15 protein-coding genes are annotated in these 17120 nt (G+C 34.9%); 13 read left to right on the top strand and 2 right to left on the bottom strand.

All coding sequences use genetic code 11. From position 1 onward, the window contains the following. Positions 1–64: 64 nt before the first annotated feature. From BZARG_RS08045 to lspA, 11 genes are all read left to right on the top strand, one after another. A complete protein-coding gene (locus BZARG_RS08045) occupies positions 65–811 on the top strand; it encodes an electron transfer flavoprotein subunit beta/FixA family protein (protein WP_008637077.1) in 747 nt (248 codons plus the stop codon). A 107-nt stretch (positions 812–918) separates the two neighbouring features. After that, positions 919–1878 (top strand): electron transfer flavoprotein subunit alpha/FixB family protein, encoded by a 960-nt coding sequence (locus BZARG_RS08050; RefSeq protein ID WP_008637024.1) that lies wholly within the window; start codon positions 919–921, stop codon positions 1876–1878. Between the two features lie 120 nt (positions 1879–1998). Beyond that, positions 1999–2619: a bifunctional nuclease family protein gene (locus BZARG_RS08055; protein WP_008637096.1), complete on the top strand. Its 621-nt coding sequence runs from the start codon at positions 1999–2001 to the stop codon at positions 2617–2619. Positions 2620–2634: 15 nt separating this feature from the next. After that, entirely contained in the window at positions 2635–4356 is a 1722-nt protein-coding gene (locus BZARG_RS08060) for a NupC/NupG family nucleoside CNT transporter (protein WP_008637097.1), read from the top strand. Positions 4357–4881: 525 nt separating this feature from the next. Then, on the top strand, positions 4882–5706 hold the full coding sequence (locus BZARG_RS08065; protein WP_008637168.1) for a thymidylate synthase: 825 nt from the start codon (positions 4882–4884) through the stop codon (positions 5704–5706). Between the two features lie 51 nt (positions 5707–5757). Beyond that, on the top strand, positions 5758–6660 hold the full coding sequence (locus tag BZARG_RS15240; RefSeq protein ID WP_008637204.1) for a dihydrofolate reductase: 903 nt from the start codon (positions 5758–5760) through the stop codon (positions 6658–6660). A 7-nt stretch (positions 6661–6667) separates the two neighbouring features. After that, a complete protein-coding gene (locus tag BZARG_RS08075; RefSeq protein ID WP_008637109.1) occupies positions 6668–7966 on the top strand; it encodes a chloride channel protein in 1299 nt (432 codons plus the stop codon). A 127-nt stretch (positions 7967–8093) separates the two neighbouring features. Then, on the top strand, positions 8094–9146 hold the full coding sequence (locus BZARG_RS08080) for a DUF6340 family protein (protein WP_008637083.1): 1053 nt from the start codon (positions 8094–8096) through the stop codon (positions 9144–9146). A 154-nt stretch (positions 9147–9300) separates the two neighbouring features. Continuing rightward, complete coding sequence (locus BZARG_RS08085; protein WP_008637114.1) at positions 9301–10857, top strand: NAD(P)/FAD-dependent oxidoreductase; 1557 nt, start codon at positions 9301–9303, stop codon at positions 10855–10857. Between the two features lie 401 nt (positions 10858–11258). Next, positions 11259–12152 (top strand): ACP S-malonyltransferase, encoded by an 894-nt coding sequence (gene fabD, locus BZARG_RS08090; RefSeq protein WP_008637130.1) that lies wholly within the window; start codon positions 11259–11261, stop codon positions 12150–12152. Then, on the top strand, positions 12152–12652 hold the full coding sequence (gene lspA / locus BZARG_RS08095) for a signal peptidase II (RefSeq protein WP_008637211.1): 501 nt from the start codon (positions 12152–12154) through the stop codon (positions 12650–12652). The genes fabD and lspA overlap by 1 nt, the downstream gene beginning before the upstream one ends. Positions 12653–13138: 486 nt before the next feature. On the opposite strand, the gene galE is transcribed toward lspA, so the two are convergent. Together galE and BZARG_RS08110 are read right to left on the bottom strand one after the other, a co-directional pair. Further along, positions 13139–14161 carry a UDP-glucose 4-epimerase GalE gene (galE, locus tag BZARG_RS08105; RefSeq protein ID WP_008637170.1) on the bottom strand — a complete coding sequence of 341 codons (1023 nt, stop codon included), beginning with the start codon at positions 14159–14161 and terminating at the stop codon, positions 13139–13141. Further along, a complete protein-coding gene (locus tag BZARG_RS08110; protein ID WP_040288223.1) occupies positions 14154–15311 on the bottom strand; it encodes a DegT/DnrJ/EryC1/StrS family aminotransferase in 1158 nt (385 codons plus the stop codon). Before BZARG_RS08110 ends, galE begins: the two co-directional genes overlap by 8 nt. 82 nt (positions 15312–15393) lie before the next feature. On the opposite strand from BZARG_RS08110, the gene BZARG_RS08115 reads away from it, so the two are divergent. Together BZARG_RS08115 and BZARG_RS08120 are read left to right on the top strand one after the other, a co-directional pair. Beyond that, entirely contained in the window at positions 15394–16626 is a 1233-nt protein-coding gene (locus BZARG_RS08115; protein ID WP_040288224.1) for a 3-deoxy-D-manno-octulosonic acid transferase, read from the top strand. A gap of 112 nt (positions 16627–16738) precedes the next feature. Further along, positions 16739–17071: a hypothetical protein gene (locus tag BZARG_RS08120; protein WP_008637102.1), complete on the top strand. Its 333-nt coding sequence runs from the start codon at positions 16739–16741 to the stop codon at positions 17069–17071. Positions 17072–17120 lie beyond the last annotated feature (49 nt).

Raw genomic sequence — 17120 nt, forward strand, 5'->3', positions numbered from 1 at the left:
TCGAAATAAAATAATTAACTTCGTAATCTGAAAATAGTATACTTTTTAATATAAAAATAGAGATATGAAAATATTAGTATGTATTAGTCATGTACCTGATACGACTTCCAAGATTAATTTCACTGATGGCGACACCAAATTTGACTCATCCGGTGTGCAATTTGTAATTAACCCGAATGATGAGTTTGGATTAACACGCGCCATGTGGTTTAAAGAAAAGCAAGGTGCCGATGTTACAGTTGTAAATGTTGGTGGCCCAGAAACAGAACCTACCTTGCGTAAAGCATTAGCTATTGGCGCAGATAACGCTATTCGCGTAAATACGGAAGCTAAAGATGGTTATCAAGTAGCCAAGCAATTAGCGAATGTCGTTAAAGAAGGTGGTTACGATTTAGTTATTGCTGGACGTGAATCCATTGATTATAATGGCGGAATGGTTCCAGGCATGTTAGCTGGTTTAATTGATGCAAACTTTGTAACAAACTGTATTAGTTTAGAAGTAGATGGCACAAAAGCAACAGCTATGCGTGAAATAGACGGTGGAAAAGAAACTGTTTCAACTAGTTTACCATTAGTAATTGGTGGTCAAAAAGGATTAGTTGAAGAAAGTGATTTACGTATCCCTAACATGCGTGGTATTATGATGGCTCGAAAAAAACCATTAGAAGTTAAAGAACCAATTGATGCTGGAACGGAAACGGCTTCTGTTAAATTCGAGAAACCTGCTGCAAAAGGCGCGGTTAAATTAATCGATCCAGATAACGTAGAAGAATTAGTAAACTTACTTCACAACGAAGCTAAAGTTATTTAATCCTTTTTCACCTCTTCAATGGAGGCAAATACAGGATAAAACAAATGATTATTAACGTTTCGTAGCGCTTTCCTTTGGAAAGGGTTGGGATAGGAAAAAATAAAATTATGTCAGTTTTAGTATATACAGAATCCGAACAAGGAAAATTTAAAAAAGTTGCTTTAGAAGTTGCATCTTATGCAAGAGCTGTAGCAGACGAAATGGGTACTACCGTAACGGCTATTACCTTTAACGCTGATGACACAAGCGTACTTGGAAATCATGGTGTCGATAAAGTATTAAAAGTTAATAATAGCGATTTAGAGAAATTTAACGCCAATGCTTATGCAAGTGCTATTTCTCAAGCTGCTGAAAAAGAAGGAACCAAAGTAGTTATTGTCAGTTCTAGTGCAGACAGTAAATATTTAGCACCTTTATTAGCTATTAATTTAGATGCTGGTTATGCATCCAATGTGGTTGAAGCACCATCAAGTGTTTCACCATTTACTGTAAAACGTACGGCGTTTACAAATAAAGCCTTTAACATGACAACCATTGATACTGATGTAAAATTGGTAGGTGTCTCTAAAAATGCTTTTGGTGTTAAAGAAAGTTCTGCTAGCGCAACTGCTGAAGACTTTTCGCCAAACGTTCCAGAATTAACTGTTCACGTTGATTCGGTTGATAAAATAACGGGGCAAGTAACTATTGCCGATGCAGATATAGTTGTTTCTGGTGGTCGTGGATTAAAAGGTCCAGAAAACTGGGGAATGATTGAAGAGTTAGCCGAAGTTCTAGGTGCAGCTACTGCTTGCTCTAAACCAGTAAGTGATTTAGGTTGGAGACCACATGGTGAACACGTTGGACAAACAGGAAAACCTGTTGCTTCTAATTTATATATAGCTATTGGAATTTCTGGAGCTATTCAGCATTTAGCTGGTATTAACGCATCTAAAGTCAAAGTGGTAATCAATACAGATCCAGAAGCTCCTTTCTTTAAAGCTGCTGATTACGGAATTGTAGGTGACGCTTTTGAGGTAGTTCCTAAACTAATTGAAAAATTAAAGGAATTTAAAGCACAACAATAAATATATATATTTTAAATTGTATTTATAAAAGAGCTGTTTAAGTTGGTGAAAATTACTAAAACTGTTTCGTTCAGTTTGGTAAAGTCCTAATTTAAACAGTTCTTTGTTTTTTAATAAACTATGAGTTTAGTACGACTAAATATAAAAGGAATTTCTTACAGCCAAACGCAAAATGGCGCCTACGCATTGATTTTAAATGAAGTAGATGGCGATAGGAAATTGCCTATTGTAATTGGTGCTTTTGAAGCTCAATCCATTGCTATTGCTTTGGAAAAAGAAATTAGTCCCCCTAGACCACTTACTCACGACTTATTTAAAAATTTTGCAGATAGGTTTGATATTGTCATCAAACAAGTTATCATTCATAAATTGGTGGATGGTGTGTTTTATTCCAGTATTATTTGTGAACGCGATAACGTTGAAGAAATAATTGACGCTAGAACCAGCGATGCTATTGCTTTAGCATTACGCTTTCAAGCACCCATTTTTACTTATAAAAACATTTTAGATAAAGCAGGAATTTACTTGAAAATTAATCCTGAAGATGAAGACGACTCCGAATCAGATAGTATTTTGGTAGACGATTTAATTGCCGAAGAGCTAGAAACTGGAAGTCCTAAATCGTCGGATAATTTCAAAGTAAAATCGATTGACGAACTAAACGTCATGCTTAATGAAGCTGTTGCCAATGAAGACTACGAAAAGGCCGCCAAAATTAGAGACGAAATATCTAAACGATAACCTATTCATCACCTTATGAAAAAGCTATTTTTAGCGTTTACAGCTATTTTATTCTCTATAAATGGGCTCTTTGCTCAAGATATTTCTAAAAAATGGGAGTTTGAATCTGTTAAAAATAATGTTGGTGAAAGTGCTATTACAGTTGAACCTTACACAGATATTTTAGATTTAAAAAACGGGGAATTCAATTTTTCATTGAAAGATAATGATACAATAAGTGCAGCTGGTGATTATATGTATCAGAATAATTTATTAGTATTCTTCTACTCTAAACCTACCGAGACCTTAAAACGATATAAAATAACCGAGCTTACCGACTCGACATTAGTTTTTACTGAAAAAGAGAAGATTTTCAGCTTTAAGGCTGCAAAATCGCTTGAAAACACAGGACTTGTTGCGCAAATAATTGATGAAAACGCTATTAAACCAAGCCAAGGTTTTTCTTTTAACAGTCTTTGGCGTGGCGTTCTAGGAATGGTTTCATTGATTTTTATAGCTTTTCTATTTAGTAATAATAGACGAGCCATAAATTGGAGAACCGTTGGAATTGGCATAACTTTTCAATTAATTATTGCTGTTGGTGTTTTAAAAGTACCATTTATTCAATCTACTTTTGAATGGGTTGGCGGTTTATTTATAAGTATTCTAGACTTTACACGTGCAGGAAGTAAATTTTTATTTGAAGGTCTTGTCGTAGACATGGATACCTTCGGGTTTATTTTTGCCTTTCAAGTACTACCAACTATTATTTTCTTTTCAGCTTTAACGTCTGTTTTATTTTATTTAGGACTTATTCAACGTGCCGTAAAATTAATGGCCATGTTATTGAGTAAACTTCTTCAAATTTCTGGTGCTGAAAGTTTAAGTGTCGCAGGGAATATCTTTTTAGGCCAAACGGAAGCGCCACTTCTAATTAAGGCTTATTTAGAGAAAATGACCAAGTCCGAAATACTCTTGGTAATGATTGGTGGTATGGCTACTGTTGCGGGAGCCGTATTAGCTGCATATATTGGTTTTCTAGGTGGCGACGATCCTGCTTTGCGATTAATATACGCAAAACACTTATTAGCCGCCTCGGTTATGGCTGCGCCTGGAGCTATTGTAATTTCAAAAATATTATATCCTCAAACGGAAGAAATTGATAAAGATGTTTCGGTATCATCCGAAAAAATTGGTTCAAACCTTTTAGATGCTATTGCCAATGGAACTACAGAAGGCTTACGTTTAGCTGTTAATGTTGGAGCCATGTTATTGGTTTTTGTAGCATTTATTGCCATGATTAACGGAATATTGGGTTGGGTTGGCGATTTTTCAACCATTAATACTTGGATGGCCGATAACACACCATATCCAGCATTATCTTTAGAAGCTATTTTAGGAACCATTTTTGCACCACTCATGTGGCTTATTGGCGTTGCTACGGAAGACATTATGATGATGGGACAATTATTAGGAATTAAATTAGCAGCCAGCGAATTTGTTGGGTATATACAGTTGGCAGATTTAAAAGATATTTCTAACGAGGTCCATCTTAACTATAACAAATCCATTATTATGGCAACCTATATGCTTTGTGGTTTTGCGAATTTTGCATCTATCGGTATTCAAATTGGCGGCATAGGATCTTTAGCACCAGGGCAACGAAAAACACTGTCTGAATTTGGTATGAAAGCCTTAATTGGTGGAACAATTGCTTCTTTAATTTCAGCGACTATTGCAGGGATGATTATTGGTTAACTCAATTCCTGCGCAGGCAGGAATCTCATTATAAATAAGGATACACCATAGAATTAAAAAAGCCTTTAACAAACAAGTGTTTCAGGCAATTTCACATTCAACCATTTAAATCCCGTTAACAACTTTTAATATCAATATAGAGTTTAATCTATTCCATTGAACTCTTTTTTTATTTTTCTATTATACTTCCATTATAATATGTGTAATTAAAAAGAGAGTCCTGCTGGCGTAGATATAAGAAATGATTATTGGTTAACCCAATTCCTGCGCAGGCAGGAATCTAATTATAAATAAGGATACACCATAGAATTAAAAAAGCCTTTAACAAACAAGTGTTTCAGGCATTTTTATATTTAACCATATAAACACCGTTATCCACTTTTAATATCATTTCAGATTTAAACCTATTCCATTGCATTCTTTTTTTTTACTTTTGCTTTCTATTATACGCGATTTAATATTGCATATAGTTTATAATATTTGGTGTAATTAAAAAGAGATTCCTGCCTGCGCAGGAATAGAATTATGAAACAATATCACGACCTAGTAAAACACGTATTAGAAAACGGCAACGAAAAAGGAGACCGCACAGGAACTGGAACAAAAAGTGTATTTGGCTACCAAATGCGTTTTGATTTAAGTGAAGGTTTCCCCATGGTTACGACCAAAAAAGTACATTTAAAATCCATTATTCACGAACTTTTATGGTTTATTAAAGGAGATACTAACATAAAGTATCTCACAGATAATGGTGTTCGTATCTGGAATGAATGGGCGGATGCTAATGGCAATTTAGGTCCAGTTTATGGTCATCAATGGCGAAATTGGAACAGTGATGAAATAGATCAGATTAAGGATATTGTAGAGACTTTAAAATCGAACCCTAATAGCCGACGCATGTTAGTTTCTGCTTGGAATCCATCGGTTTTGCCAGATACATCTAAATCGTTTGATGAAAATGTTGCCAATGGTAAAGCGGCTCTTCCTCCGTGTCACGCATTTTTTCAATTTTATGTATCCAACGGGAAGTTATCTTGTCAATTGTACCAACGTAGCGCAGATATTTTCTTGGGCGTACCATTCAATATAGGATCCTATGCTTTATTTACTATGATGATGGCCCAAGTTTGTGGCTATGAAGCAGGTGAATTTATCCACACCTTTGGAGATGCACATATTTACAATAACCATGTTGAACAATTGGAACTTCAGTTATCACGTGATATCAGACCACTACCAAAAATGATTATTAATCCAGAAATAACAAATATTTTCGATTTCAAATTTGAAGATTTCACGCTGGAAGATTATAATCCACATCCGCATATCAAAGGCGTTGTGGCTATTTAAAATCTCATTAATTAAAATAAAACTGTATCTTTATAAGAAGCACTCATAATTATGTTCGGAAAGAAAAAAGAAAGTACAACAGAAATTGATAAAGAGCAATTAGAACTTATAAAAACGGCTCAAAAACGAATCAAACAAAAGAAACGGCTATATGCTCATTTCGTAATATTCCTTATTGGAGCTGTGTTTTTAATACTAGCAAATACGGTTTTAGGCATAGGTCAAACTTTCAGACCTTTTGATATTGATTGGTTTGTATTCGCTATTGCCATTTGGTTGTTCATATTTATTTATCATTTATTTAGCGTTTTTATCACCTCTAAACTATTAAGTAAAAAATGGGAAGAAAAACAATTAAATCAAATAGTCGCTAAACAAAAGAAACGTATTGCCGAACTAAAAGATCAAGTAGAACAAGACATTCCATTACCAGAAAGAAAGAGCTTGAGAGCGCCTTCTAGAAAATCTGATATTACGATTATAGTTGCTGCTGGCGAGAACAATTCCATTGGAAAAGACAATCAACTTATTTGGCATTTAAGCGATGACTTAAAACGTTTCAAAAACTTAACCAACGGCCACCATATTATTATGGGGCGTAAAACTTTTGAGACTTTTAAAAAACCATTACCAAATCGCAAACATGTTGTTATAACGCGTCAAGACAACTATCAAGTACCTGAGGGTGTTATTGTAGTTAATAATTTGGCAGATGCTTTGGATGCTTCTAGAACCGACAAACAACCGTTTATTATTGGTGGTGGCGAAATTTATAAACAAGCCATGGATTTTGCTGATAAATTAGAAATTACACGTGTTCATGCCGAATTTGAAGCCGATACTTTTTTTCCAGAAATAGATATGGCTAATTGGAAAGAAGTTACCAAAACACAACATCAAAAAGATGAAAACCATGCTTACGATTTTTCATTTATAACCTACATTAGACATTAATTTTATTGTGAAGCTAAAAAAGAAACGAAAACTCATAACGTATCTTAATATACTTGACCAACCTATTCAATTTAATCCTTTTGTATTTAGTCGCAAGTTTATTCTTTGGGCTGTTTTAGGTCTATTTGGCGGATTAATTGCAAGTGTCTATTGGATTATTCTAGAATTTTTCACACATCAATTAGCCTTTTTTGATGACTGGTTAGTTATACCAACCATGGCTATTTGTGGACTTCTAGCCGGTTTAGTTATTCACTTTATTGGCGACCCTGGAGAAATTCACTTAATTGTAAACAACATCCGTTTCAATAAAGGCAAGCTAGACCCCAAGAATAATCCATCCATGGTGTTATCGTCCTTATTTTGTATTGCTTCAGGCGGTAGTTTAGGTCCAGAAGCACCTTTGGTACAAGTAACGGGGTCTACCGGAACCTGGCTTGGAAAATTATTCCGATTAAAAGGTGAAGATTTACGTTCCATGAGTATTGCTGGAATGGCATCCGGATTTACGGCCTTATTTGGCGCACCTCTAGGCGGAAGTTTGTTTTCACTAGAAATTCTACATCACGAACATGCCGTGGAATATTACAAAGCTATCATTCCTGCCTTTGTAGCCAGTAGTTTTAGCTATATGGTTTTTGCTCTGATTATTCATTTAGGAATTGGCCCCACTTGGGATTTACCAGCTTATCATATGTTAAGTAAATTCGATTTTGCTTATGCTATATTCTTTGCTATTATTGCTACTGTTTTTGGATGGTTATTTATTTATTGTACAAAGTTTTTCAAAAATATATTTGGAAAAATAAGCACGCCCATTTATATACATACACTAATTGGTGGTGTGGCATTGGGCCTTATTGCATACTTTTTGCCCATAACCAGATATTTCGGACACCATGAAATTAATACACTTATTATAAGTGATTTTTCATTGACCATGCTTGTTCTAATTCTGTGCTTTAAAATTGTAGCTATTGCTATAACGGTAACTTCGGGCTGGCGCGGCGGGTTTATAATACCGCTCTTTTTTACCGGTGCTACATTAGGTTTAATTATTCATCAATTTATACCATCAATCAGTTTGTCACTTGCTATTGTAAGTTGCATGGCTGCTATTAATGCTTGTGTTACTAGAACACCCATGAGCACCACCATTCTACTGGCTACATTAACCGGATTCACCTATTTTATTCCTATTTTATTCGCGAGTTTAACTGGCTACTTTCTAGCACCTCGAATTCCGTTTATTTCGTCGCAAATGCAAAAAACAGAAGCTTCTAATATTGTAGCGAAAAAACAATAAGCTTCACTCAAGGAATAAGCGCCTTCATTAAAACAAGTGCCATTTTCTAGCTTGAAATAGAATTCTTAATAGTTTTTCATCGTAATTCATTACATTGGTCAAATCAGAATCCCCAAACCTGCATCTTATGAAAACGCTTTATGTAAATATGAAATTCATTGTTATACTTTTAGCAATCATGATGGTTTCCTGCCAATCCATGAATAATTTAACCATGAGCGTTACAGAGCCTGCGCCTGTTTATATACCTTCTACAATTGAAAATATTGGGCTTTTAAACCGAAGTCTAGCCTCAACCAAAAACAAACCTTTAGATGATATTGACAAAATTCTTTCCATTGAAGGTAAGAATCTCGATAGCGATGGCGCCAATTACACCCTTCAAGGCATTAAAGATGTCTTGGAAAAAGACATGCAATATAAAAGCATAAAAATGATGTCTTCCGATAAAATTGAAAACCCAGGAATGGGCATTTTTCCAAGTGCATTACCCTGGGGAACTATTAATAATTTGTGTCAGGAAAACGATCTAAATGCCATAATTACCCTTTCCTTTTACGATACAGATACGCAAGTAGCATACAAAACCAGAACCGTAGAAAAACTGAATGCTTTCGGTATTACAATTCCCATGATTGAGCACGAAGCTACAATTTCCACCTATATAAAAGCTGGTTTCCGCGTTTATGATAACGTAAACAAAGTTATAAGAGATGAAATTGTAACAGACCGATGGATAACGGCTGTTGGTAAGGGCATTAACCCATTAAAAGCTATTGAAGCCATTATTGGAAGAAAAGAAGCCTTATTACAAATGAGTACTAAAATGGGGCAGGATTATGCTTACAGAACCTATCCTTTTAAAATCCGAGTAACGAGACAGTACTATGTTAAAGGTTCCAAAAAATTTGAAATCGGAAAACGCCGTGCACAAACCGGAGATTGGGACGGTGCGGCTCAATTATGGGAACAAGAACTAAACAATCCTAAAGCCAAAATTGCCGGTTACGCCTGTTATAATATGGCCATTATTAATGAAATTAATGGCGATTTAGATTCAGCAATGACCTGGGCATCCAAAGCCTATACCGATTACGAAGATAAAAACGCCCTGCGATATCTTAATATTCTAAAAAAGAGAAAAAATCGAAACATACAGCTACAAAAACAAGCCCAATAACATAGCCTTTTAAAGCCGTTAATACATCTTGTAATTAGCAATTAATTATATTTTCGTCAACGATACGTATAAAAGCTTGCTGCTTAAGTGTGTTTAATCAAAACTAAAATCGGCAATCTTACACTCATCTCCTATTTTTCTGTAATTTTGCCACATGATAAAAGATCTTCAGCTACGCATCAGTTTAAAAGAGGAAGAAATTCCTAATATTCTTTTAATAAAATCTGCCGAAAAACTCGATATGTCCAGAGATAAAATCTCTGGTATTAAAGTACTTCGGAAATCTATTGATGCGCGAAAACCTAAAATAATTTTCAATTATAAAGTGGCGGTTTATATTAGTGAACCAGTTCCAGATACATCAGAATATAATTTCGACTATAAAGATGTTTCTAAAGGGAAGCCCATTCATATTATTGGATTTGGCCCTGCTGGAATGTATGCAGCTTTGCGCTGTATTGAACTCGGTTTTAAACCTATTGTTTTAGAACGCGGTAAAAATGTTCAAGACCGTCGTCGTGATTTAAAAGCTATCAATCGTGATCATTTTGTTAATGAAGATTCTAATTATTGCTTCGGCGAAGGTGGTGCCGGAACTTATAGCGATGGTAAACTTTATACAAGAAGTTTAAAACGTGGTGATGTTCGACGTATTTTTGAAAACTTGGTTTATCACGGAGCAACGGATCAGATTTTAGTGGATGCGCATCCTCATATTGGCACTAATAAATTACCGAAAGTAGTCCAAAATGTTCGCGAAACGATTTTAAAATATGGTGGCGAAGTTCATTTTGAAACACGTGTCACAGATTTCACTATAAAAAACAGCGCTATTACAGCCATTCAATTACTAAATGGCGATGAAATGATTGCCAATAAAGTAATTTTAGCAACCGGACATTCTGCAAGAGATATTTATTATTTAATGCACAAGAAAGAAATGGCACTAGAAGCAAAATCTTATGCCATGGGCGTTCGTGTAGAACATCCTCAAGCAATAATAGATAGTATTCAATATCATTGCAGCGGAAAACGTAGCGACTTATTACCAGCAGCCTCATACGGTTTGGTGCAACAAGTAAACGATCGCGGTGTGTACTCGTTCTGTATGTGTCCCGGCGGTTTTATAGTACCAGCGGCAACAGCCAATGGCGAAGTAGTTGTTAATGGCATGTCGCCATCCAAACGAAATAACTTATTTGCCAATTCAGGTATTGTTGTGGAGATTGACGTAGAAAAAGACTTACAGAAGTACGAACACTTTGGTGTTTTAAAGGCTTTGGAATACCAAAAAGATTTAGAACGATTAGCATTTACTGCTGGCGGAAGAAGCCAAGCAGCGCCAGCACAACGTTTAACAGACTTTGTAGACGGCAAATTATCATCAAGTTTAAACCCAACTTCCTACCAACCGGGTTTAAATTCTGCACCTTTGCATTCCTTGTTGCCAAAATTAATTGGGAGTCGTTTACGTCAAGGATTTAAATCTTTTGGTAAAAAAATGCATGGTTATTATACGGAAGAAGCAAATATTGTGGGTGTAGAGTCTAGAACGTCATCCCCTATTCATATTCCTAGGACTGAAAAATTAGAACACGTGCAGATAAAAGGATTATTTCCCTGTGGTGAAGGTGGTGGTTTTGCTGGCGGAATTGTTTCAGCAGCTATGGATGGCGAGCGTTGTGCAGAAGCTGCTTGCGAATTGAGTTAACCGTATTAAATATTGATTCTTAAATCTCATGATTTTTCAAATTAGAGTCTCGATCACTTTGCTGTTAGAAACAAGATATTAGACTAAATTTATAAAGCATTGAAAGATTTTTTTGATAAAACTGAAACAAATATTCTTTCTTAAATTTTTAGAAAAAGAAACTGACGACGACACCTTAAAGTATTGAGCTTGAATTTCGATCTAAAAAAGCCTTTATTTCCTATTGATCTTGATTTCGGAAAAAACAACCCTAATTAATCAAATCCTTTACATGTTAAAGTGACATTTGAAAATCTTAATTAAAATGGCGGAATTATATGCTCTACAATCTAAAAGCCAAGCGATCTATTCTCTAAAAATAAATTTCCTATTTTTGCAGCAATTATAAAAAATTCAAATTCATGAACGCATATATATTTCCTGGCCAAGGTGCCCAATTTCCAGGTATGGGATTAGACCTGTATGAAAAATCGCCTATAGCACAAGAGTTATTCGAAATAGCCAACAATATACTCGGTTTTAATATTACCGATATTATGTTTGAAGGTTCTGCCGAAGACTTAAAACAAACTAAAGTTACCCAACCAGCTATTTTTTTACATTCAGTAATTTTAGCGAAAGTTTTAGGAGACAGCTTTAAACCAGACATGGTTGCTGGTCATTCTTTAGGTGAGTTTTCTGCTTTGGTTGCCGCTGGTGCTATATCTTTTGAAGATGGTGTGAAATTAGTTTCAAAGCGTGCTATCGCTATGCAAAAAGCTTGCGAAATGCAACCAAGTACTATGGCTGCTGTTTTAGGGTTGGAAGATGCTATTGTAGAAAAAATATGTGCAGAAACGGAAGGTATTGTCGTTGCTGCAAACTACAATTGTCCAGGGCAATTAGTAATATCAGGCGACATTGATGCTATTAACAGAGCCTGCGAAACACTGAAAGCTGAAGGTGCTAAACGTGCGTTGGTATTACCTGTTGGTGGTGCTTTTCATTCACCTTTAATGGAACCTGCACGCGAAGAATTAGCTGCAGCCATTGAAGCTACGAATTTTGTAAAACCAAACTGTCCAATTTATCAAAATGTAACAGCCAGCGCTGTTATGGACGAAGCTATTATAAAAGCAAACTTGATTTCGCAATTAACAGCTCCTGTAAAATGGACGCAGTCTGTACAGCAAATGATTGCCGATGGTGCTACTTTATTTACTGAAGTTGGGCCAGGAAAAGTTTTGCAAGGTTTAGTTAAGAAAATAAACAGAGAAGCTCAAACCGCTTCTGCAACCATTGAATCGGAATCTTAATGAAACTTCCTCGTACTACATGGATTATTCTATTAATAGTTTTTAATATAGCTATTGATCAGATCACCAAATTTATTGTTAGAGCTGAAGTCGTTCCTGGCAGTCAGACACCTATTATTGGCGATTTATTCACCTTACATAATGTTGAAAATGCTGGAGCTTTTCTAGGAATGGGTAGTGACTTCCATCCAACCTTAAGACTCATTTTACTCTTAATACTGCCAACCGTCGTTTTAGGATATGTTGTTTATTATATTATAAAAAATAAATCGTTAGACCGTTTTTCTTTAATAGGATTTTGCTGTATTGTTGGTGGTGGCGCTGCCAATGTTTACGATAGAATTGTTTACGGATCTGTAACAGATTTCTTTCACATTGATTTAGGTGGCGTATTTAGAACAGGGATTTTTAATATTGCAGATATGTCTGTAATGTTTGGAATGGGACTTTTATTATATGCTAGCTTTAAGGGAAACAAAACTAAAAAAGAAATCGCTTAAAAAGCGATCACATTAAAACATAAAAAACTTGTCGAATTCATTTTATTTAAATGTTTCCGACAAGTTTTAAATCTAAAAAATTATCTTAATAATTTTTTTATAGCTAAATTATTTTGCTAATTCGCAAGATTTACAATCTTTAATTTTCCCGTAATAAGTCTCACGGTATTTGTGGATTGTTTTAATAGGAATACTAAAAACATGTTTCCTAATATAAGTCACCTTCGTTAATAATTCACCCATTTTTGGTGTGAATCTTTTTTCGATTTTCGTCTCTCGTTTTACCCGAATCAATCTCATTTTATCTCGTATCATATAGTACAAAGAAACGAATAACAGGGATAATATACAAAATTAGCCTATTAGAATACTGGAAATCAGAATATTAATATGGATATAATAATTTAAACGCTATTTCATTGCCATATCCATAATTAAACAATGGTATAATTATCACATCTCAAATGCTGAAAACGCCAAAACCGACTACAAATCACGAATTTGCTGTTCCCATTTCCATGCCGATAGCATGGCTTCGTCTAAAGTAGATTGTGCTTTCCATCCTAATTCTGTGTTTGCTTTTGTAGTATCTGCATAAGCTGAAACAACATCGCCTTCTCGCCTATCTGCAATTTGATAATTCAAACTTTTATTTGAAACACGTTTGAAAGAATTGATAACTTCTAAAACCGAACTACCAACACCAGTTCCAATATTGAAGGTTTCAAAATTAATTTTATTTTTCTTATTTAATAAACGTTTTAAAGCTACAACATGTGCTTTTGCCAAATCTACTACATGAATATAATCCCGAATACACGTGCCATCTGGCGTTGGGTAATCATCACCAAAAACGGATAATTCATCACGTAATCCCGCTCCAGTTTGGGTAATGAATGGTACTAAATTTTGAGGCACGCCAATTGGCAACTCACCTATTTTCGCAGTAGGATGTGCGCCAATAGGATTAAAGTATCGTAAAGCAATTGCATTTAAATTCGGTTGGACTTTACACGTATCTTTTATAATTTCTTCACCAATTTGCTTGGTGTTTCCGTAAGGTGATTCCGCAGGTTTTATTGGTGCATTTTCCGTAATGGGCATTTCATCTGCCTGACCATAAACCGTACAAGACGAACTAAATATAAAATTTGAATTAGATTTAACTGTCAGTTCCTGCAACAAATAAATAAGCGTGTTTAAATTGTTTTCATAATACATTAAAGGTTCTTGAACACTTTCGCCAACCGCTTTACTAGCAGCAAAATGTATAACACCTTTAATATCTTTATAGGTCGAAAAGAAATTCTGAACGGACTGCTTATTCTTTAAATCCAATTTCTCGAAAATTGGCGATTTCACTGAAATAGCTGTAATTCCTTCCAAAACATCAATAGATGAATTAGATAAATTATCAATTATTACAACTTCAAAGCCTTCGTTTTGTAATTCGACAACGGTATGAGAGCCTATAAAGCCTAAACCGCCTGTAACTAATATTTTATCCATTAATATATTCTAAAACTTTTGATGTAATAAATTCAATTTGCTCATCGTCCAATTCGGTATGCATTGGCAATGATATAACTGTTTTAACTAAATCATTGGTTACGGGAAAATCAGCTTCATTATAACGTTCATCGGCATATGCTTTTTGATTATGCAACGGAATTGGATAATAAACACCACATGGAATATCATGTGCGTTTAAGAATTTCACCAATCCATCACGATCCACATTATTTAACTTTAATGTATATTGATGAAAGACATGACAATCACAAGTCGCACAATTACCTTCACAATCGTTACTCTTTCTAAAAGGAATTTCTATGTTTTCATGATTTTTAAAAGCGGCATCATATTTCATAGCAGCTGCTTGTCTCGCTTTATTATAAGCATCTAAATGCGGTAGTTTCGCATTTAAAACGGCTGCTTGAATAGAATCTAAACGGGAGTTGACACCAACCACATCATGATGATAGCGCTCGTACATTCCGTGATTTACAATACCTCGGATTATGTGTGCTAAATCGTCATCATTCGTGAAAATAGCACCGCCATCACCATAACAACCTAAATTTTTTGATGGGAAAAATGAAGTGGATCCTACATGACCAATAGTTCCTGCTTTGGCTTTTTTACCGTTACTGTAAGTATAATCGGCGCCGATTGCTTGCGCATTATCTTCAATTACATATAAGTTATGAGCTTCTGCCAACTCCATAATGGCTTCCATATTGGCAACTTGACCAAATAAATGAACTGGAACAATTGCTTTAGTTTTTGGCGTAATCGCCTTTTTAATGGCTTCAATATTAATATTGAAATCATTCGGATTTACATCAACCAAAACAGGCGTTAATTGTAAAAGCGCAATAACCTCAACGGTGGCTGCAAAGGTGAAGTCGGCTGTAATCACCTCATCACCTGGCTTTAAACCAAGTCCCATCATAGCAATCTGCAGCGCATCCGTACCATTGGCACATGGAATTACGTGTTTAACATCTAAATATGTTTCCAGATTTTTTTGAAACTCATGAACTTTTGGTCCATTAATAAAGGATGCATTATCAATTATTTCCTGAATATCCGGATTTACTATATCCTTAATCGCGTTATACTGACCTTTTAGGTCAACCATTTGAATTTTTCTCATACGCCACGAATTTACGAAATTCATCAACGCGAACCAATGAAATTATTTTAAAGAGATGTATTTTAGCAGCAAATTATAATAATTGAGAATTATATTTAACATCGGTATTTATTTAGCGCAATTGATTTTGCCTATTGTAGCTTTATTTAATCCTAAAATAAAATTGGGCGTTACTGGTAGGTCTCAAACGTTTTCAATTTTGGAAAACACGTTAGATACTTCTAAAAAAACGCTGTGGTATCATTGTGCATCTTTAGGTGAATACGAGCAAGGCTTACCTGTTTTTAAAGAATTACGTGCGCTATATCGCGAGCATCAAATTGTGTTGACATTTTTTTCTCCTTCAGGTTACGAGATTCGGAAAAACACAGACATTGCCGATATTGTAGTGTACTTACCTTTAGACTCACCAAGTAACGCCAAAAACTTTTTAAATTTAGTAAAACCCGAATTAACGATATTTGTTAAATATGATATTTGGCCTAATTATCTATTAGAACTCAAAAGACGCAATCATCGTGCACTTTTAATTTCGGCTTTATTTAGAAAAGATCAATCTTACTTTAAGTTTTTCGGCGGCTTTATGCGTCAGGCTGTTTTCGCTTTTGAACATATTTTTACTCAAAATGAAAACACAAAGCAGTTATTAGCAACTATTAATTATAATCAAACAACTGTAACAGGTGATACGCGTTTTGATCGTGTTTATAGTCAATTGGCACAAAATAATGAACTTGACTTTATTGGAGATTTCAAAAACAACAAAATATGTGTCGTTGCTGGAAGCACTTGGCCAGAAGACGAAGCGCTATTAATCGATTTTATAAATAATACAGAATCCGACACCAAATTTATAATTGCACCGCATAATATTAAGGTCAATCAAATTCAGAAATTAAAAGGTTCACTGAATAAAAAAACAATCCTTTTTTCAGAGAAAGAGCATAAAAACTATGCCGAATATTCCGTGTTTATTATAGACACTATTGGTTTACTAACCAAAATTTATAACTACGCTGATATTGCTTACGTTGGCGGAGCAATGGGATCAACGGGATTACATAACACTCTAGAACCAGCCGTTTTTGGCGTCCCTATCATTGTTGGGAAGCATTATGACAAGTTTCCAGAGGCATCGCATATGATTTTGGAGGGCGGAATGTTTACCATAAGCAATAAAAACGAGCTAGAGTCAACACTAAACCTGTTAATAAAAAACCCAGAAAAATCGCAAAACATTGGGAGTCAAAATTTTAAATTCATAAAAAATAGTATGGGTGCCGTAATCCAAATTGTAAACTACATACGTATATAAGGCTGGAAGCGATTTTTCTATCAGTTGTTAAAAAATGTTAAAATTAAACACAAATTATCAAATTTTGTTATTAAATTCGCACCATTAAAATTAACACTAAAACTATTAACTAATGAAAAAATTATTATTAAGTACAGCTTTATTATTGGCTTTAACTGTAACGTTCACATCTTGTAGAGATGAAAACAAAGCTGACTCTGTAGAAGAAGCTATGGATAACGCCGGCGATTCTATGGAAGATGCTGCTGATGACGTTGAAGATGCAATGGACAACGCTGCTGATGATGCTGAAGGTGCAATGGAAAAAGCTGGAAAAGCTGTAGACAAAGCTGCTAAAGATACTGGAGACGCTGTTGATAACGCTGTTGACGAAACTGGAAAAGCTATTGACAATGCTGCTGATGCAACAAAAGATAAAGTTAACGACTTAACTGACGACAACTAATTAGATTTTATAAATCTGAATATTAAAAGTGCTCCAAATGGAGCACTTT

The sequence above is a fragment of the Bizionia argentinensis JUB59 genome, from assembly GCF_000224335.1.
Taxonomy (GTDB): Bacteria; Bacteroidota; Bacteroidia; order Flavobacteriales; family Flavobacteriaceae; genus Algorimicrobium; species Algorimicrobium argentinense.